This is a genomic window from Faecalibacterium sp. I2-3-92 (genome assembly GCF_023347315.1).
GTDB lineage: Bacteria > Bacillota > Clostridia > Oscillospirales > Ruminococcaceae > Faecalibacterium > Faecalibacterium duncaniae.
On the sequence record NZ_CP094470.1, the window covers coordinates 1,167,318 to 1,183,472 of the forward strand.

22 protein-coding genes and 1 pseudogene are annotated in these 16,155 nt (G+C 54.0%); 18 read left to right on the forward strand and 5 right to left on the reverse strand.

The genetic code is table 11. The features are described 5' to 3' along the window. Positions 1 to 47 precede the first annotated feature (47 nt). Positions 48 to 701 carry an NAD(P)H-hydrate epimerase gene (locus MTP42_RS05735; protein WP_249258161.1) on the reverse strand — a complete coding sequence of 218 codons (654 nt, stop codon included), beginning with the start codon at positions 699 to 701 and terminating at the stop codon, positions 48 to 50. A 311-nt stretch (positions 702 to 1,012) separates the two neighbouring features. Between MTP42_RS05735 and MTP42_RS05740 the strand changes: the two genes are divergently transcribed. The 7 genes and pseudogenes from MTP42_RS05740 to MTP42_RS05770 form a co-directional block, all read left to right on the forward strand. Beyond that, a complete protein-coding gene (locus MTP42_RS05740; protein WP_442899455.1) occupies positions 1,013 to 1,888 on the forward strand; it encodes a Gfo/Idh/MocA family protein in 876 nt (291 codons plus the stop codon). Positions 1,889 to 1,979: 91 nt separating this feature from the next. Continuing rightward, complete coding sequence (locus MTP42_RS05745) at positions 1,980 to 2,252, forward strand: hypothetical protein (RefSeq protein ID WP_227623080.1); 273 nt, start codon at positions 1,980 to 1,982, stop codon at positions 2,250 to 2,252. Between the two features lie 72 nt (positions 2,253 to 2,324). Further along, on the forward strand, positions 2,325 to 3,095 hold the full coding sequence (locus tag MTP42_RS05750) for an EFR1 family ferrodoxin (RefSeq protein WP_249258303.1): 771 nt from the start codon (positions 2,325 to 2,327) through the stop codon (positions 3,093 to 3,095). 17 nt (positions 3,096 to 3,112) lie between these two features. After that, positions 3,113 to 3,310: a hypothetical protein gene (locus tag MTP42_RS05755; protein WP_249258162.1), complete on the forward strand. Its 198-nt coding sequence runs from the start codon at positions 3,113 to 3,115 to the stop codon at positions 3,308 to 3,310. A 32-nt stretch (positions 3,311 to 3,342) separates the two neighbouring features. Further along, a complete protein-coding gene (locus MTP42_RS05760) occupies positions 3,343 to 3,732 on the forward strand; it encodes a C-GCAxxG-C-C family protein (protein WP_005934047.1) in 390 nt (129 codons plus the stop codon). A gap of 211 nt (positions 3,733 to 3,943) precedes the next feature. Then, complete coding sequence (locus MTP42_RS05765; protein WP_249258163.1) at positions 3,944 to 4,471, forward strand: isochorismatase family protein; 528 nt, start codon at positions 3,944 to 3,946, stop codon at positions 4,469 to 4,471. An 82-nt stretch (positions 4,472 to 4,553) separates the two neighbouring features. Next, a pseudogene (locus MTP42_RS05770) lies at positions 4,554 to 4,676 on the forward strand (arsenate reductase/protein-tyrosine-phosphatase family protein); the annotation flags it as partial. 162 nt (positions 4,677 to 4,838) lie between these two features. Here MTP42_RS05770 and MTP42_RS05775 read toward each other — a convergent pair. From MTP42_RS05775 to MTP42_RS05790, 4 genes are all read right to left on the reverse strand, one after another. Next, positions 4,839 to 5,738, reverse strand: a complete 900-nt coding sequence (locus MTP42_RS05775) for a 4Fe-4S binding protein (protein WP_249258164.1) — start codon at positions 5,736 to 5,738, stop codon at positions 4,839 to 4,841. Continuing rightward, a complete protein-coding gene (locus MTP42_RS05780; protein ID WP_249258165.1) occupies positions 5,735 to 6,193 on the reverse strand; it encodes an FMN-binding protein in 459 nt (152 codons plus the stop codon). The genes MTP42_RS05775 and MTP42_RS05780 overlap by 4 nt, the downstream gene beginning before the upstream one ends. Continuing rightward, entirely contained in the window at positions 6,190 to 7,257 is a 1,068-nt protein-coding gene (locus tag MTP42_RS05785) for an FMN-binding protein (RefSeq protein ID WP_249258166.1), read from the reverse strand. Before MTP42_RS05785 ends, MTP42_RS05780 begins: the two co-directional genes overlap by 4 nt. 98 nt (positions 7,258 to 7,355) lie before the next feature. Then, complete coding sequence (locus tag MTP42_RS05790; protein ID WP_249258167.1) at positions 7,356 to 8,192, reverse strand: hypothetical protein; 837 nt, start codon at positions 8,190 to 8,192, stop codon at positions 7,356 to 7,358. 55 nt (positions 8,193 to 8,247) lie between these two features. Between MTP42_RS05790 and MTP42_RS05795 the strand changes: the two genes are divergently transcribed. From MTP42_RS05795 to MTP42_RS05845, 11 genes are all read left to right on the forward strand, one after another. Then, positions 8,248 to 8,577: a hypothetical protein gene (locus MTP42_RS05795; protein ID WP_249258168.1), complete on the forward strand. Its 330-nt coding sequence runs from the start codon at positions 8,248 to 8,250 to the stop codon at positions 8,575 to 8,577. Beyond that, positions 8,483 to 9,265: a ZIP family metal transporter gene (locus MTP42_RS05800; protein WP_005934033.1), complete on the forward strand. Its 783-nt coding sequence runs from the start codon at positions 8,483 to 8,485 to the stop codon at positions 9,263 to 9,265. Before MTP42_RS05795 ends, MTP42_RS05800 begins: the two co-directional genes overlap by 95 nt. A 226-nt stretch (positions 9,266 to 9,491) precedes the next feature. Beyond that, positions 9,492 to 10,259 (forward strand): alpha/beta fold hydrolase, encoded by a 768-nt coding sequence (locus MTP42_RS05805; protein WP_249258169.1) that lies wholly within the window; start codon positions 9,492 to 9,494, stop codon positions 10,257 to 10,259. A gap of 26 nt (positions 10,260 to 10,285) precedes the next feature. Continuing rightward, positions 10,286 to 10,894: a class I SAM-dependent methyltransferase gene (locus tag MTP42_RS05810; protein WP_005934031.1), complete on the forward strand. Its 609-nt coding sequence runs from the start codon at positions 10,286 to 10,288 to the stop codon at positions 10,892 to 10,894. Between the two features lie 9 nt (positions 10,895 to 10,903). Next, positions 10,904 to 11,767, forward strand: coding sequence for an MBL fold metallo-hydrolase (locus tag MTP42_RS05815; RefSeq protein WP_005934029.1), 864 nt, complete (start codon positions 10,904 to 10,906; stop codon positions 11,765 to 11,767). Then, complete coding sequence (locus tag MTP42_RS05820; RefSeq protein ID WP_005934026.1) at positions 11,764 to 12,480, forward strand: L-2-amino-thiazoline-4-carboxylic acid hydrolase; 717 nt, start codon at positions 11,764 to 11,766, stop codon at positions 12,478 to 12,480. Before MTP42_RS05815 ends, MTP42_RS05820 begins: the two co-directional genes overlap by 4 nt. Next, on the forward strand, positions 12,465 to 12,956 hold the full coding sequence (locus MTP42_RS05825; protein WP_005934022.1) for a hypothetical protein: 492 nt from the start codon (positions 12,465 to 12,467) through the stop codon (positions 12,954 to 12,956). The genes MTP42_RS05820 and MTP42_RS05825 overlap by 16 nt, the downstream gene beginning before the upstream one ends. A gap of 14 nt (positions 12,957 to 12,970) precedes the next feature. Further along, positions 12,971 to 13,744, forward strand: a complete 774-nt coding sequence (locus MTP42_RS05830) for an alpha/beta fold hydrolase (protein ID WP_005934018.1) — start codon at positions 12,971 to 12,973, stop codon at positions 13,742 to 13,744. Positions 13,745 to 13,755: 11 nt separating this feature from the next. Further along, positions 13,756 to 14,598 (forward strand): class I SAM-dependent methyltransferase, encoded by an 843-nt coding sequence (locus MTP42_RS05835; RefSeq protein WP_097772299.1) that lies wholly within the window; start codon positions 13,756 to 13,758, stop codon positions 14,596 to 14,598. Then, on the forward strand, positions 14,595 to 15,521 hold the full coding sequence (locus MTP42_RS05840) for a ketopantoate reductase family protein (protein ID WP_249258170.1): 927 nt from the start codon (positions 14,595 to 14,597) through the stop codon (positions 15,519 to 15,521). The genes MTP42_RS05835 and MTP42_RS05840 overlap by 4 nt, the downstream gene beginning before the upstream one ends. Continuing rightward, positions 15,518 to 16,150, forward strand: a complete 633-nt coding sequence (locus tag MTP42_RS05845) for an L-2-amino-thiazoline-4-carboxylic acid hydrolase (protein ID WP_097772297.1) — start codon at positions 15,518 to 15,520, stop codon at positions 16,148 to 16,150. The genes MTP42_RS05840 and MTP42_RS05845 overlap by 4 nt, the downstream gene beginning before the upstream one ends. Positions 16,151 to 16,155: the final 5 nt, after the last annotated feature.

Here is a 16,155-nt window from a genome sequence, read left to right on the forward strand (position 1 = left end):
GCCGGGGTCTTTTGCGTGCAGGTGCTTTTCCGCAGCGGTAAGCCTCGTCAAAACTCCGGGTGCCATTCGTCCCGGATGCCAATGTCGGCACAGACGATTTTTCCGCACAGCGGCGCAGAAGATTCTGCGATATGCAAAGGCTTATAGCTGTCGAAGGTTACGGTCAAATCTGCATGGACAGCACCCTCGGCAACCTCCCCGGTATCCGTGTTGATGCCGCTGGGCAAGTCTACGGCCAGCACAAAGGCACCACTTTTGTGCAGAAGGCGTATCAGCCCGCAGGCAGCAAGACCGGAAGGCCGCAGTTCACCATAGAACCCGGTGCCGTAGAGGGCATCCACAACGGCAGCAAAGCTCTGGGTTTCCAGTACAGAACCGTCAGTGCAGATGTGCACTGGCAGGGAGTGCAGACGCTCAAAATTGAGGATGGCATCAGCAGTTTTCGGCTCGCCCTCAGCCAGAAGAACGGTCACGTTCCAGCCGTCTTTTGCTGCGGCACGGGCGATCACGAACCCATCGCCGCCGTTGTTGCCCTTTCCGCAGACCACCAGCAGCCTGCCGGAATGTGGGAACTGTTTTTGCAGTTCAGCGTAAGCCGCCAGTCCGGCATTTTCCATCATTTGCAGGTAGGGCAGACCGTTGGCATCCCCGGCTCGTTCAATTTCCTTCATCTGCGCAGCCGTCACAATGCGATGTTTCATGTTGGCACCTTCTTTCTATCTCTATTATAATGAATGAGAATGTTTGGAACAAGATGAAAGATACCGGTGCATAGAATCTGTCCCCGGAGAGTTGGAACGAGCCCTCCGGGGGCATTTTTGCTTTTCACTATCTTTTCCGCAAGGGAAAACCATGGTATACTGGACGCAACGAATCCAAAGTAATAAACCGGGAGGTACTGTTATGAAGTGGGGAATTTTAGCGACCGGCACCATTGCCAAAAAGTTTGCATCTACGGTGGAACAGATGGGCGCAGAGGGGGGAGCAGCTTGTTGCCGTGGGCTCACGGCACATGGAAAGCGCACAGGCGTTTGCGCAGCAGTACGGCATCCCCCGCTGCTATGACTCCTACGAAGCCCTTGCCGCCGACCCGGAGGTGGAGGCCATCTATATCGCCACCCCCAACACCCTGCATTACGAAAACTGCAAGCTCTGCTTGGAGCAGGGCAAGCACGTTTTGTGCGAAAAACCCTTTACCATCACCCCGGAACAGGCGCAGGAGCTGTACCGTCTGGCGGAGAAAAAGCACCTCTTTCTCATGGAGGCGTTCTGGATCTGGCTGCTGCCGCTGTACGACCGCCTGCGCCAGCTCCTTGCGGCGGGCACCATCGGGGAGCTGAAGCAGATCACCTGTCAGTACGGCTTTGTGGCCTCCGGTGCCCGGAAGGATCGCAAGTTTGATTCCGGTCTGGGCGGCGGTGCGCTGCTGGATATCGGTATCTACAATCTGGGCTTTCTGTACATCCTTACCGGACAGGACCCGGAGAAGGTGGAAACCAAAGAGGTGCACATCAACGAGTACGGCACCGACGATTACAGCCGCCTTGCGCTGACCTACCCCGGCGGCTGCAAGGCAGAGTCTGTCCAGACCATCGGGCAGGAACTGGAGCGCAACGCCCGCATCGTTGGCACAAAGGGCAGCATCTTTCTGCCGGATTTCCAGCACGCCGAGACCATGACGCTGGAAGTGGAGGGCAAAGAGCCGGAGGTCATCCGCTGCCCGGTGGACATCAACGGCTTTGAGTATGAGATCCGGGAAGCAAGCCGCTGCGTCAAGCTGGGGCGTACCGACAGCGACCGCTACACCCCGCAGGACAGCCTTGCCCTGACCCGCCTGATGTACGACACCCGCATGAGCTGGGGCATGAAGTTTGCGGGGGAGGTGTAAGCGCACACCTTGCCGAAAAGGGCTTTTTTGGCGTGCGGAGACTATGGTATACGGAGAGCGACAACTCGGAATTTAATGGAGGGATGTTTCTATGAAATCTTTTGTTTGCAGTTTGTGTCACAATGGCATAGTTGGAGGAGGTCTGTACCTCGATAGTCAGTCGCTTACTTACAAGACAAACAAGCTTACAGTTGGCAAAAAATACAGAAATTTAGTTTTGCCGATGCAGGAAATAAAAGAAATCTCTTGGAAGTGGATAGTCTTTCCAATTGCAACAGTTAATATGAAAAATGGAGAACTATATAAATTCATTATTTTCAATAAATCACGCTTTGTAAAATGGTTTCAAGAGTATTCTCGATAAATACAAAGTGTCAAATTCCAGTTTGCCGGGCAGACAGACATCTAAAAAACACGCAAAAACGAGGAAATGACCATGGTACTATATTTTTCGGGAACCGGCAACAGCCGGTATCTGGCACGGCGCATTGCCGAAGGGTTGGAGATGCCGCTTTACGACCTGAACGCCTGCATCAAGGCAGGGGATACTGCCCCGGTGCAGACTGGGCGTGACGTGGTGCTGGTCACGCCTACCTACGCATGGCGCATCCCCCGGGTGGTGTCGGAGTGGCTGGGCAAGATCGAGCTGACCGGGGCAGAGCGCATCTGGTTTGTGATGGATTGCGGCAGCGAAATCGGCAATGCGGCAGGCTATAACCGGCAGCTTGCGGCGCAAAAACACCTGCATTATATGGGGACTGCCCAGATCATCATGCCGGAAAACTACATTGCCATGTTCAATGCACCCCAAAAAGAGCAGGCAAAGAGCATTGTGGAGCAGGCAGAGCCTGTACTTCAGAAGGTGCTGACCCAGCTCAAGGCCGGGCAGGAATTTCCCCCGCCGAGAGACAACCTCTACGACCGCTTTATGAGCGGCCCGGTGAACCCGGTGTTCTATCGCTTTTTGGTAAAAGCGGAGGCCTTCCAGGCAACGGAAGCCTGTATCGGCTGCGGTAAGTGCGTGGAGCTGTGCCCCCTGAACAACATCCGTCTGGAAAACGGCAAACCGGTCTGGGGCAAGAACTGCACCCACTGCATGGCGTGCATCTGCTACTGCCCCAAAGAAGCCATCGAGTACGGCAAAAAGAGCAGGGGAAAGCCACGGTATCACTTTGAAGCGCTGGAAAGGAAGCAGCAGGACGTGTGAAGGAGAGCGGAAATTAGATGAAGTTTTTATACTTGCATGGGTTGGGACAAAAACCAGACAGTTGGGATAGAGTGATAAAAGAAACGACGGTCTCGGATAGAAGCGCCAGCTTGAGCTTGGCAGAGATGCTGGAAGGAAAAGCGGTCACTTATGGGGAACTGTATGCTGCATTTTCAGGAGAGTGTGATCAGGAATTTTATGATAATGTCGAATAAACTACGATTCATCAAAGAAAGAGGACTGTAAAATGAACATCGAAGAACGGGCGGCACAGGCTGCCGCATGGAAAGCTACTGGACAGTGCAACTGTGCACAGGCGGTGCTGAAGGCATTTGAGGACAAGCTGCCGGTGGATGCCGACACCCTGATGAAGCTGGGCGCAGGCTATGCCGCCGGCATGGGCTGCATGGAGAGCACCTGCGGTGCACTGATCGGCGCTGTGATGGTGGCGGGCATCGTCACCGACGGCAAGGGCACACCCCGCATTTCCAAGGAGCTGCTGCAAAACTTTCAGGAAAAGTGCGGTGCTACCATCTGCAAGGATCTGAAGGGGATAGAGAACGGCGCACCGCTGTGCCCGTGCCCGGAGTGCGTCCGCAACGCTGTTCTGGCACTGGGCGAGGTGCTGGGAGAGTAAGATGAAGAAGATCTTGTTTGTTTGCCACGGCATTATGTGATACATACTGTGGGACCGATATGGAATATCCGGGGCAGTTTGATTTAGTGGAATGGGTGCTATTTGATTCTCATACAGAATCGGTGTATGAAGCAGAAGTTACGCTCTGTTATAATATACGAATTTAGTTTATTTGAATCAAAGCAAAAAGCTCAAAAAGGAGAGATTATTCATGGTTTTATTGGTTGTAGATGCACAGAATGGTATCGTGGATGAACGCTTATATGAGTTCAGAAAGTTTGTTGGTAATATCAAAAAGCTGATTGGAGCAGCTCGAGAACAAGGCATAGAAGTTATTTATGTACAGCATGATGATGGATCTGATATCGGATTCTCTATCGGGGATGATGAGTTTGAGGTTTATTCCGAGTTTCAACCGATGCCTGATGAAAAACGGTTTATCAAGTCCGTATGCAGTGCGTTCAAAAAAGAGAGCGGTCTGCTTGAGTATCTGACTGCAAAGGAAGAAAAAAACGTGATGATTTGTGGCATTATGACTGATTTCTGTATCAATGCCACGGTAGAGGCTGGTTTTGAGCATGGCTTACACATGATTGTTCCTGCCTATGCAAATTCTACGCAGGACAATGAGTACATGACTAGGGAACAGGCTTACCATTACTATAATGAATTTCTCTGGCCTGAACGATATGCAGACTGCGTACCAATGGACAGGGCATTGGAATTACTCAAAAAATGATATAGCGTAAACGGTTTTTGCTGAATACCTTTGTTACCGAAATACATTACATAAACTTCAAGATTATGTTGCAGTAAATTCAATAAATCAGTATCATGTGAATATCTGCCGCAGCCCTATGGCGGAATTTGTGATGAAGGACTTAGTGGAAAAGGCGGGGATTTCCGCACAGTTTGAAATCGCCTCGGCGGCCACAAGCACCGAGGCATCAGCCTGCGCAGCATGACAGACCTGTTGGAGCAGAAGTCTTCCCTGTAAAAATGGTACGCCGGAGCGCCTGCAGATGCTCCGGCGTATCGAAATGATAGATCTCCCAGCCAAAAGGAGGCTGCTGCACAAATACTGCGCAGCAGCCTCCTTTTTTAGTTCAGATGAATCGGCAAAAGCCCAGCCAGCAGCCCAGCAGGAAGAAGAGCAGCGCCTTACCCAGCACCGGCAGCCACAGGCTCTTGCACAGGGCCATATCCCACCGGTGGATGTTCTGCTTGGGGCATGTGCCAACGCAGGCTTCACAGGCGATGCATTCCCCGCTGCGCAGGCTGGTTTCCTCCAGCTTCAGGCACACCGGGCACTGCTGTTTACAGGCATTGCAGCCCGGGATGCAGCCGTCGCTCTGCCGGTGCAGCCGCGCAAATGGCAGCACCGGCAGCAGGGCAAACACCGCTCCCATGGGGCAGAGGAACTGACAGAAGAACCGGGGCTGCACCGCCATACCCAGCAAAATGAGCACAAGCAGCCCGATGCCTACACCAAAGCCCTCCGGCGGCAGGTGCAGAGCCGTCAGGCGGGAAAACACCTCCCACGGGCTTGCGCCGGTCAGCATCTTTTCCTGCCGGGTTACATACAGTGCTACCAGCCATGCCAGCAGCAGATATTTGACCTTCTGCCCCAAAAGCACCGCCCGCTCCGGCAGACGGAGCTGCTTTTTGCGGTGGAACAGCTTTTTCTGAATAAGCCCGGAAAGCGCCCAGACGGCATCGCCCAAGCTGCCGAAGGCGCAGGCGTACCCACAGAAAAAACGGTCGAAAAGCAGGGTGAAGCCGCACAGCCCCAGCAGGGAAAGTGTGAAGCTGTCCACAGAGAGCACCTCGCCTGCACCGATGTGCAGAAAGATCTGTTTTACCTCGGAAAACCCGGCCACGAATGCGCCCGGCATGGACACAAAGAAGAACAACTGTACCCCGGTGCGCAGCCATGTACGGCGCTTTTTGTCCCGCTGACGCTGCTGCGCCGCTGTTAAAGGCTTTGCCTGTGTTTTTTCCATCATCCTGCCGCCTTTCCCAGTGCGTTCTCTACCGCACCGATAAGTCCTTCTGCTGTGAGGGTAGCGCCGGAAACGGTATCCACCTCAGCAGACTGCACTGCCAGCATCTCGTCCAGCAAAGGCAGCGCCTGCTTATAGTAGGGCTTATCCTCGCCGGAAGCATCCAGCACCGCAATATCGGTCATTTTTCCGTTCTGGATCGTCACCGACACCCGAATGACATCGCCAAAACCATAGGAGCTGCCCTCATAGATGCCGTCCCGGTAGCCGCTCTGCTCTGCCTGTGCTGCGCTCTGCGCCTGCAAAACGGAAGCATTGTAGGCTTCAACTTCGGCAATTTCCTGCTTGCGCTGGCTTACCGCTGCTGCCCGGATCAGCGCCACCTGCTGGTATTGCCACAGTACCCCCAAAATTAGCAGCAGGTTCACCGCCCGGAGGAGAAAATTTTTGTATTTCATTCTGCTGCTCCTTCCGTTTCAGATTCAATCCCGGTCTCTTCCGGCGGCAGTGCCGGCTCGGATGTCGGCGGCACTTCCTCAGAAGATGCCGGTTCCGGTTCAGAGGATGCCGGTGCATCTGCCGGGAAAAGCTGCTGCCATACTTCCTTGAGCCACACGGGAACGGCGCTCTTTTCCTCCGGCTGCACCACCTCCACGGTGGGCGCGGTGACCGGCGTTTCCCCGGGCTCTGCTGCTTCAGACGGTGCGGTTTCCTCTGCCGGGGCAACAGCGGCCTTTGCCAGTGCCAGCTTGACTGCGTTCAGAATTCCGGTGGAGGAGTAGGTGGCACCGGAAACAGTATCCACGTTGGGGCTTTGTCCCTCCAGAATGGCGGGGATGACCTGTTTTGCCCGGGAGAGATATTCCTCCTCGTCCTCGGCGCTCAGGATCGTGATATCGGTGATCTTATCCTCTGCCACCGTGACCTGTACCGTAATTTTGCCCTCAAAGCCTATGGCTTCGGCAGTGTAGATGCCGTCCAAGTAGATGGAGGGAGCCGTAAATTCCTCCACCACCAGCGGCGCGGCGGGCTTTGGCTGGGGCGGCAGGGGATTGTTGACCACCTCGCCGGTCAGGGCGTTCTGCACTGCGCCCAGAATGCCCCGGCTGGTGTAGGTGGCCTCGGAAACGGCATCCACCTCCCAGCTCTGAGTCTCCACCACGGTGGTCAAAAGCCGCTTGGCACGCCGCAGAAACTGCTTGGTCTCGTGGGATGCGTCCAAGATCTCCACCTCCGTGATGCTGCCGTTTCCCATGGTGACCTGTACTCGGACGGCACCGCCGTAGCCCCGGGAAGAGCCGACGTAAACGCCGTCGGCATAGGGCAGCTTGGGCAGGGGTTCTTCCTCCGCTTCGGAGGAAACGGCTTCCACAGGCTGCTCCACCACGGTTGTCAGCTTTTCCGGCACGGCGGCCAGCACCGGAACGGTGCGGGGCAGGGCAAAAAGTACAGCTGCCGCTGTCGCCACCGTCGGGAGCAGCTGCACCAGCGGCAGCAGTGCATGGCATCGTTTTTTGTTCATTCCAACTCCTCCTGACACGGAAAAGCAAGGCCGCCTGATGCCAAGCGACCTTGCCGTTTTGTTACTGTATTTGCTAAATCAGGCAGCTTTCCGCGACCTCACAGCGCCACATTGACCGGCAGGACATACACGCCGTCGGCGGCGTAGAAGGTGATCTGAGTAATCGTCTTGCCGATGATGGATGCAAAGTAAGGATCATCAGCATTGAAGCCCAGCTTGGTACCATGCCAGATGTTGGTCACATGATGCAGGCCGTACTCACTGCCATCGGCGGTGGTCAGAACTACGCCGTAGACCTTGTTGGCCTTGTAGTCCAGATCAAAACCGGAGATTTTCATCTCGTAGGTGGTGTGGTGACCGTTGGTATTCAGCTCCACAGTGGCGCCCTCTACGGTGGTCTCGGTGGCGTTGACCTTGCCAAACTCCCACTTGCCGCTCAGCAGGTTATACCATGCGGTGATGTAGTAGGCAGGGGTCTCACTGAGCTTGTAGTAAGCGTAGCTCTCGTTCTCAAACAAGGCATCTACGCCGGTGTAGGTGGTGGTGGATTCCTTGCCCTTCAGGGTAACGGTAATGTCGTAGCTGTCGGCATCGGTGGCCTGCTTTGCGTTCTCCAGCGCCCACGGGGTCAGCACCTTGACCGGGAAGGAAACGCCGGTGATGTCGGTGCCATCTGCGTTGACGTGGTAGGAACCGGCGGCAAGGTTGCCCGCACGGGTCTTGTTCTTGGTGGCGCTGGTCACAGCGTCGATCTCAGATGCGTTGTCCACACCGGCAGCCTTGTAGAAGTCGGCGTAGGGGATGTTCATCTGGACATAGCTGGAGGTCAGGCAGTTTTCCTGTTCCACCTCTTCCGCAGCGAAGGCCGGGACTGCCACAGCGCATACCAGCATAGCGGCCGCAAGTGCACCTGCAAATACTTTTTTCAATCTCATAGTAACACACCTCTAACTCAGTTATGAAAAAACAGTTAGCTTCACCTAACAATTGATGCAAAAAAATGCAGAGGCAAAGCGCCTCAGATGGTTAGGCAAAACAAATTTGCGAAATAAAAATAGCACTCCAACAGAGCGTTGTCAAGAAAAAACAGGGATGTTTATGGAGGCTAATTTTTTGGCAAAAGGTGCCGACAGCACCCTCTATACCGCAAAGCCCTTGACCTTTTTGCCGGAGCGCAGTATACTGCTTGTGCGGTTAGTTGCATTTAACCACAAGGAGGTACTACATGATACAAGACGCATTCTGGGGGATTTTGATCCCCTTTCTGGGCACAAGCCTTGGGGCGGGCTGTGTGTTCTTTTTGAAAAACTCTCTGCGTGACGGCATCCAGCGCGCCCTCACCGGCTTTGCCGCCGGAGTGATGGTGGCGGCATCGGTATGGAGCTTGCTGATCCCGGCTATGGAGCAGGCCGCGGATCTGGGCAGGCTGTCATTTTTCCCGGCGGCGGTGGGTTTCTGGCTGGGCATCCTGTTTTTGCTGCTGCTGGACCATTTCATCCCGCATCTGCACCAGAACAGCTTGCAGGCTGAAGGGCCAAAAAGCCAGCTCCAGCGCACCACCATGATGGTTCTGGCGGTGACGCTGCACAACATCCCGGAGGGCATGGCAGTGGGCGTGGTCTACGCCGGGTATCTTGCTGGGACTACTCAGATCACTGCCGCCGGGGCGCTGGCACTTTCCCTTGGCATTGCCATCCAGAACTTCCCGGAAGGTGCCATCATTTCCATGCCCCTGCGGGCGGAAGGAATGAAAAAAGGCCGGGCGTTCTGGGGCGGCGTACTGTCCGGCATCGTAGAGCCCATCGGGGCAGTGCTGACGATTCTGGCGGCAGGCATCGTGGTGCCCGCGTTGCCCTATCTGCTCAGCTTTGCCGCCGGAGCCATGCTGTATGTGGTGGTGGAGGAACTGATCCCGGAAATGTCCCAGGGGCAGCACTCTAACGTTGGCACGGTATTTTTCGCGGTGGGCTTCAGCGTGATGATGGTGCTGGACGTAGCACTGGGGTGACGGCTGGAGTCCTCGAAAGCGAAATCTTTTTCGGAATCTCCGAAAATGCTTAAACTTCTTGACAGAGGAGACGGCAGGGCGTATTATTTTGGCAGAAGGACCGCTGAGAAGCGGCTTCTTATAGAACAGAAAGTTAGCTTTACCTAACTTAAAACTCTGCCCTATACGAAGAAATATATCTCTTCTATTTACAGGTGGAAAATAAATAGAGAAGGAGCGTATCAGGATGAAGATCTACTATTTTGGTGCAGAGGATGCCCCGGTGCTGTTGCTGCTGCCGGGCACCTGTTGCCATTGGAAAAGCAATTTCGGTGCCGTGATCCCACTTCTGGCTGACAGCTTTCGGGTGCTGTGCGTCAGTTACGATGGCTTTGATGAGACTGAACAGACCGAATTTCCCACCATGCTGGAGGAGACCGAAAAGATCGAGGCCTACCTCAAGACCCACTGCGGCGGTCACATCCGGGCGGCCTACGGCTGCTCTCTGGGCGGTTCCTTCGTGGGGCTGCTGGCGGCGCGGCAGAACATCCACATGGACTACGGCATTCTGGGCAGCTCCGATCTGGATCAGGCATCGCCGCTGGCGGCAAGCTTGCAGACTGATTTTCTGCTGCCATTGATCTACCCTGTGGTGCGGGACGGAAAGTTCAAGGCAAAATTTCTCCAAAAGCGTCTGGATAAGCGTGCCAGAGAGTCGGGGGATTATGTCAAAGCCTTTCTGAAAATGTTCGGTGAGGCCCGCCCTTATGTGACCATGCAGAGCTGTAAAAATCAGTTCTACTCCGATCTTATCACTCCGCTGCCGGATAAGATCCATGTGCCCGGTACCGAGATCCATATTTTTTACGCCCTGAAAATGGGCGCAAAATATCGTGCCCGGTATCAGCAGCATTTTGCACATCCTGTTCTCCATGAGCAGAACTTGCAGCACGAGGAATTGCTGGCCTGTCACCCGGAGCAGTGGGCACATCTTGTAAAAAGCATTGCATTGTGAGCGGAAAATAGAAAGAGAGTGGCGTTATGTCCTTTTTTGAAAACACCCGAAAGCCCGTAGGCCTTGGCGGGAAGATCATGGTTGCTATGATGAACTTTGGACACAGCGCAATGGCAGAATGGGGGCTGCGCTTTTTACAGCCTGCCCCGGATGCCATGGTGCTGGACTGCGGCTGCGGCGGTGGAGCGAACATTAAAACGCTGTTGAAACTGTGCCCCAACGGCAAGGTGCAGGGCATCGACTATTCGGCAGTCAGTGTAGAAAAAGCGCGAAAAGTCAATGCCAGAGCCATTGCGGCAGGACGGTGTACCGTGCAACAGGCAAGTGTGGCAGAGCTGCCGTTTGAAGCGGAGCAGTTTGATGTGGTGACCGCCTTTGAGACGGTCTATTTCTGGCCGGAGCTTGCGCAGAATTTCCGAGAGGTCTATCGGGTGCTGAAGCCAGGCGGAATCTTTTTCATCTGTAACGAAGCAAACGGCGAAACGACAAAAGACGACAAATGGACGCGGATCATCGATGGTATGACCATCTATACGGATACTGCACTGAAAGGGTATCTGGAAAAAGCAGGATTTTGTCAGATTCAGAGCCACAAAAATAAAAAGGGCTGGCTTTGCATCACAGCACAGAAATGAGGTGTGATTATGTCGAAAAAAGCAACGGAATTTCAAAGAAAAGCAATGAGCTGGATGTACCGGGGCAAGGAAATCTTCAAGCCTTTGAACACCGGCTGGATCGACAAGAATGTTGCCTGCGTGCGCGAATGGGTGGCGAACATCTTCTTCTACCGCAAAGGCGATACGACCATTATGGTCGATGCGGGATATAACTACGACCGCCTTGCCGAAAAAATGGGCTGGCTTGGGATTGATCCGAAGTCGATACACCATATTCTTATCACCCATCAGGACACCGACCATGTGGGTGCGGTGGAAGCAGACAGTCCGGGGCTGTTCCGGAATGCGAATCTGTACATCGGCGAGATCGAGAACCGGTATCTGATCGGAGAAGCACGCCGCAAGGTTATTTATCATCTCTATAAGCTGCCGCAAGTGACCATCTACAACGAAAAGCAGCTGCTTCACGATGGAGAGGCCTTTGATATTGACGGCGTCAGGATCGAGTGTTTTCTGGTTCCCGGTCATACATGGGGACATGTGGTCTACCTCATTGACGATAAGTACCTTTTTACTGGCGACACGCTGTGGTTTGGCGCGGACGGCGGCTACAGCTTCATTTCCTCGCTGGCGGAGGACAATAAGCTGGCTGTGCAGTCACTGGCGGAGCTGGAGCGGAAACTGCGCGCACGTGGGCTGCATCCATATTTCATCACCGGTCACACGGGATGGACGGACAATTTTGCCTTTGCGTTTGCCCACAAGGACAAGTGCTGTTCACCATTCAAAAAACGAGTACACGACCCATCGGCGCCCTATGATGCCTACGACGAATCGGACGACACCGAAGAAAATGCAAAGAGCGGTTTTCTGAAAGGCGTGGGAAGATGAAGGACAGCGAATTACAAATTGACCGTAACTGCCATGTGCTATATTCCAAACCCTGCAAAAAGGAAATTCTGGCGAAAATCACTCTGCACTATCCGGAGGTGGAGCGCGAGGTGGTCTGGGAGCAGGTGCAGCTGAGATACGCAGAGCTTCTTTCCAAGTGGCGCACCGACCTCGGCGGTAAAAAGAATTTTCACAACGGCGTAGGCGGCACCTACGACTGCATCGCCATCATGTGCTTTTACGATGTGTGCCGGGATGTGGTCACATTCCGCGAAATGGAAGAGATAGAAGGAAATCTGATTCTGCCGTCCTTCCGCAAACTGAAATTCGTGAACTGTAACATGCCGTTCTGGAAGAAACTGATGCACATAGCGTTCCTTCGGGCAAAAGCGGGCTGTGACAAGTGGCACGATTATGAAATGACGGTGGCTCCTTACGAAAAGAACAAGCCGATCTATTATGAATTTACCGCCTGTCCCGCAGCGGAATTTGCTATCAGAAACGGCCTTGCAGACATCATGCCCGCCCTGTGCAATGTGGATTTTGCATCCATGGAGCTGCTCCACGCAAGGCTGGTGCGGACGACCACCTGCGTGGACGGCTGCCGATGCGACTATACCATCTGCGGCGACAAGGATCCGTACTTAAAGGAGCATCCAGAATACCGGGACGAAAACGGATACAGGAGGAACAGGGAATGCTCTTACAGGTGATTCTGGAAGGTCTTGGGTTGGGAGTTCTGCTGGTTCTGATCTGCGCTGCGGGCATCTGCAAAGGGGCTGTTGGGATGGTGCATCTTTACAGCCCGGCGGTGCAGCAGAGGTGCGTAAAACTGGGGCTTACAAGCCCGGAACGCATCCGACGCAACAGCCTGCTGTTCAAAGCAGTCTGCATTCCCGGCTATATCGGCTATGTGCTGGTCTGTGTCTATGGGATAAACGGTGCAAAGGGCTTTGTTCAGAGTTTCTGGCAGTTACTCGTTATCTTGTCCGTTATGAATCTCATGGACCGCCTGTTGGTTGACGGCTATTGGGTGGGGCACACGAACGCATGGACGATTTCAGGAACAGAGGACCTGAAGCCCTACATTACTGCAAAAGACAAACAGAAAAAATGGCTTTTCGGTACGGTAGGTATGGCAGTCATAGCGGCGGCGCTGGCGGTCCTTATGACGGCTTTTATTCACTGAGGAAAGGAGAGACAATGAAGTTTAAGACATTGGGAAATCGGAATGCTCCCGCTGTTTTGTTTTTTCACGCAATGGGCGTGACGGGGGAGAGCAGCGAACCGGTTGCAAACTATTTACAGGATCGGTATTTCTGCATTTTACCTACCTCCACCGTGTACTGCAAAGGGCAGAAATATGTCAGCAAGGCGGACGAGGTTCGTCAGGTGGAAGAATACCTGAAATCGCAGGGGGTGGAACGCCTTGAACTGGTTGTGGCTTCTTCGATCGGTGCTGACCTTGCCATGGCGTTTTTGACAGGCACGAAGCTGCCCATCGGACATGTTTTCTTTGACGGCGGGCAGTTTGCACAAATCGGAAAAGGTACGCGCCGCATGATGACACCGTTTCTGTATCTGGCCATCAAGAGCCTGTACTGGTCAAAGAGCGGCACATTGAAAAAGATCCTGTGGTGTGACGATGATTCCATAAAGCCGTATTTTATAGCCGCAGGGAAAAATCTGACCTACACAAATTTGCGGCGACAGATTCTGGACAGCCTGGAGGATAAACCCTTTCCAGCACTTTCCGAAGAACTGCAAAAGCATCTCTATTTCGAGTTTGGCAGCATAGAAGATCATTTCAAATACCGTCAAGCGGTGATAGAAGCCTATCCCTGCGGCAATTACCCCATATTTGAAGGATACGATCACATGCAATATCAGATTCGTGATCCGAAGGGCTTTGCTGAAATGCTGGCATTTATCGCTGAGCAGGACGGTATGCCGAAGCTGCCGTTTATCAGAAAGTGAGAGGACCCGATATGAAATACAAAATCGAGAAAAACACCGTGCAGGAGACGCTGATCCTCCCGCTGTATTCCCGGAAGCTGTGCACCGAACTGTACCCAAACCTTTATCGGGACGAAACAGCGGTGCATCTGATCGACCAGATCGACTACGACTTTTCAGAGGCAGAGAAAAACTCCCGCAGCCTGATGCAGCGGTTCGGTGCGCTGGAGGTCGCCATGCGGCAGAATGACCTTGCCTTTGAGGTGCAGGCATACCTGAAAACGCACCCCTGCGCGGCAGTGGTCAATCTGGGCTGCGGGCTGGATAACACCGGCAGAGCCTGCGACAACGGCAGATGCAAGATCTACAATCTGGACTTTCCGGATGTGATTGCCTTGCGGCAGCAGCTGCTGCCCGCCGGGGAGCGGGAGCAAAACATCCCCTGCGACCTGAAAGACCCCGCATGGTTTGACAAGATCGATGCCTCCGGCGGGGCGGTGTTTTTTGCCTCCGGGGTGTTCTATTACTTCCTGACCCAGCAGGTCAAGGCGCTGGTGCAGGGGATGGCGGACGCTTTCCCCGGCGGAGTGCTGGTCTTTGATGCTGCCAACCGCACGGCGGTAAAGATGATTGCCAAAACATGGCTCAGAACGGCAAAAATCAAGGATGTGGGAGCATATTTCGCGGTTTCGGATGCCCCCAAGGAGATTGGCGAGTGGGACAGCCGTCTGCAGGTCACAAGCCGCGGCTATATGCTGGGTTACAACGATTTGAAAGATCCTTCCGTCAGCGGCTTTTTCCGATTCCTCGCAAAGGTTGGAGACAACGGGATGAAAATGCAGATCGTGAAGATCAGATTTGGAGGCAAGAAATGAAGATTCTGGTATATGGTGCAGGCGTTCTGGGGTGCAATCTGGCAAGAAATCTGCTGCGCGCCGGAAAGGATGTCACTCTGCTTGCGCGGGGAAACTGGGCTGCGGAGATCAAGCAGAACGGCCTGCGGATCAAGGATAAGTTTTCACCCTGCACCTCGGTCAGCTGCATTCCGGTGGTGACTGAACTTGCACCGGATGCAATGTACGATGTGATCTTTGTGGTCCTGCGCTATACACAGCTGGATTCCGTTCTGGACACGCTGCGGGCGAACCGGACGAAGAACATCGTTTTTGTGGGGAACAATGTGCAGGCGAGGGCACTGGCGGCGGTACTGCCGGAAAAGAACGTCCTGTTTGCCTTTGCACTTTCTGCCGGGCATCGGGAGGTTGACCGGGTGGTCTCCATCGACCTGAAAAAGATCACCATCGGACAGCTGACGGGTGCAAAGTCCAATAAACAGTTGATCGGGCGCATCTTCCACGGCACAAAATATAAGGTTGTTTACGAGCCGAACATGGAGGACTATCTGCTCTGCCATGCCGCGTTTGTGATGCCTGCGGCCTTCGCCTGCTATAAGACAGACGGCGACCTGAAAAAGCTCAGGGGAGATACCGCGTACCTGAACCGTGTGCTGGATGCCAACATCGAGGGATACCGCGCCATCCGAGATGCCGGGCACACCATTCTGCCCAAGGAAGATGCAGACTTTGAAGGGGAGAAATACCGCAAGACCTGCCTGCGCTTTTTCAAGCTGATGTGCGCTACCTCGCTGGGCAAACTCTGCGCCTCCGACCATGCCATGAACGCCATCGACGAAATGAGCGCACTGAACCGGGATCTTAAGAAATTTTTCGATGAACATGGCGCAGCCTACCCGGTGTGGCAGGCACTGGAAGCGGAAGCCGGGAGGTATCTGCAATGAAGTATGCCGGGATGCCCTTTGGGATGTGGATGCTGTTTGCCGGTTCCTTTCAAAAGCATCTGACCGCTGTGCTGGGCTATGATGCAGCCACCGCAAGAGCCATCACGAAAAAGGCAAAGCCGCAATACCGGCAGATCATTGCTGGTTTGCCGGAGTTTGAAAAAGCCGACCGTTTCAAAATGAATCTTATCAACTGCGCCATGGTCGGCGCGTTCATTCTCTCCATGCCGCAACGCCCGGAGGTGGACAGGCTGACGGATTACTACGCAAGATCCATGATGACAAAGCCCATGCAGTGGTTCTGCCGCAAAAGCGGAAAAAGCAAGTTCACCCCAAAGGATATTGCCGCTATGAAAGCCACTGCCGCCCTGAAAGCCGCCGACCGCAACCCCTATTCGTGGAACATGGAGTTTTACGAATACCCGGATGGCAGCGGCTACGAGGGACGCTTTACCAGGTGCGGCATCTGTGTGCTGATGAAGGAACTGGGGCTGTATGACCTGACCCCTGCTTTGTGCCGTCTGGACTACACCATGAGCGAAGCGGGCGGTGTGACAAATTTTGTGCGTCAGTACACCCTTGCCTCCGGCGGGCCCTACTGCGACTGCGGGTACAAAAAGAAGGGGTGACGGAC

Excerpts from the sequence above, each read along its gene's own strand:
- MTP42_RS05740 (WP_442899455.1), top strand. The coding sequence starts at position 1,013 with ATGGAAAGCGCACAGGCGTTTGCGCAGCAGTACGGCATCCCCCGCTGC.
- MTP42_RS05815 (WP_005934029.1), top strand. The coding sequence starts at position 10,904 with ATGTCGAAAAAAGCAACGGAATTTCAAAGAAAAGCAATGAGCTGGATG.
- MTP42_RS05785 (WP_249258166.1), bottom strand. The coding sequence starts at position 7,257 with ATGAACAAAAAACGATGCCATGCACTGCTGCCGCTGGTGCAGCTGCTC.
- MTP42_RS05750 (WP_249258303.1), top strand. The coding sequence starts at position 2,325 with ATGGTACTATATTTTTCGGGAACCGGCAACAGCCGGTATCTGGCACGG.
- MTP42_RS05825 (WP_005934022.1), top strand. The coding sequence starts at position 12,465 with ATGCTCTTACAGGTGATTCTGGAAGGTCTTGGGTTGGGAGTTCTGCTG.
- MTP42_RS05810 (WP_005934031.1), top strand. The coding sequence starts at position 10,286 with ATGTCCTTTTTTGAAAACACCCGAAAGCCCGTAGGCCTTGGCGGGAAG.
- MTP42_RS05745 (WP_227623080.1), top strand. The coding sequence starts at position 1,980 with ATGAAATCTTTTGTTTGCAGTTTGTGTCACAATGGCATAGTTGGAGGA.
- MTP42_RS05820 (WP_005934026.1), top strand. The coding sequence starts at position 11,764 with ATGAAGGACAGCGAATTACAAATTGACCGTAACTGCCATGTGCTATAT.
- MTP42_RS05755 (WP_249258162.1), top strand. The coding sequence starts at position 3,113 with ATGAAGTTTTTATACTTGCATGGGTTGGGACAAAAACCAGACAGTTGG.
- MTP42_RS05795 (WP_249258168.1), top strand. The coding sequence starts at position 8,248 with ATGCAAAAAAATGCAGAGGCAAAGCGCCTCAGATGGTTAGGCAAAACA.
- MTP42_RS05845 (WP_097772297.1), top strand. The coding sequence starts at position 15,518 with ATGAAGTATGCCGGGATGCCCTTTGGGATGTGGATGCTGTTTGCCGGT.
- MTP42_RS05790 (WP_249258167.1), bottom strand. The coding sequence starts at position 8,192 with ATGAGATTGAAAAAAGTATTTGCAGGTGCACTTGCGGCCGCTATGCTG.
- MTP42_RS05805 (WP_249258169.1), top strand. The coding sequence starts at position 9,492 with ATGAAGATCTACTATTTTGGTGCAGAGGATGCCCCGGTGCTGTTGCTG.
- MTP42_RS05765 (WP_249258163.1), top strand. The coding sequence starts at position 3,944 with ATGGTTTTATTGGTTGTAGATGCACAGAATGGTATCGTGGATGAACGC.
- MTP42_RS05775 (WP_249258164.1), bottom strand. The coding sequence starts at position 5,738 with ATGATGGAAAAAACACAGGCAAAGCCTTTAACAGCGGCGCAGCAGCGT.
- MTP42_RS05830 (WP_005934018.1), top strand. The coding sequence starts at position 12,971 with ATGAAGTTTAAGACATTGGGAAATCGGAATGCTCCCGCTGTTTTGTTT.
- MTP42_RS05780 (WP_249258165.1), bottom strand. The coding sequence starts at position 6,193 with ATGAAATACAAAAATTTTCTCCTCCGGGCGGTGAACCTGCTGCTAATT.
- MTP42_RS05800 (WP_005934033.1), top strand. The coding sequence starts at position 8,483 with ATGATACAAGACGCATTCTGGGGGATTTTGATCCCCTTTCTGGGCACA.
- MTP42_RS05835 (WP_097772299.1), top strand. The coding sequence starts at position 13,756 with ATGAAATACAAAATCGAGAAAAACACCGTGCAGGAGACGCTGATCCTC.
- MTP42_RS05840 (WP_249258170.1), top strand. The coding sequence starts at position 14,595 with ATGAAGATTCTGGTATATGGTGCAGGCGTTCTGGGGTGCAATCTGGCA.
- MTP42_RS05760 (WP_005934047.1), top strand. The coding sequence starts at position 3,343 with ATGAACATCGAAGAACGGGCGGCACAGGCTGCCGCATGGAAAGCTACT.
- MTP42_RS05735 (WP_249258161.1), bottom strand. The coding sequence starts at position 701 with ATGAAACATCGCATTGTGACGGCTGCGCAGATGAAGGAAATTGAACGA.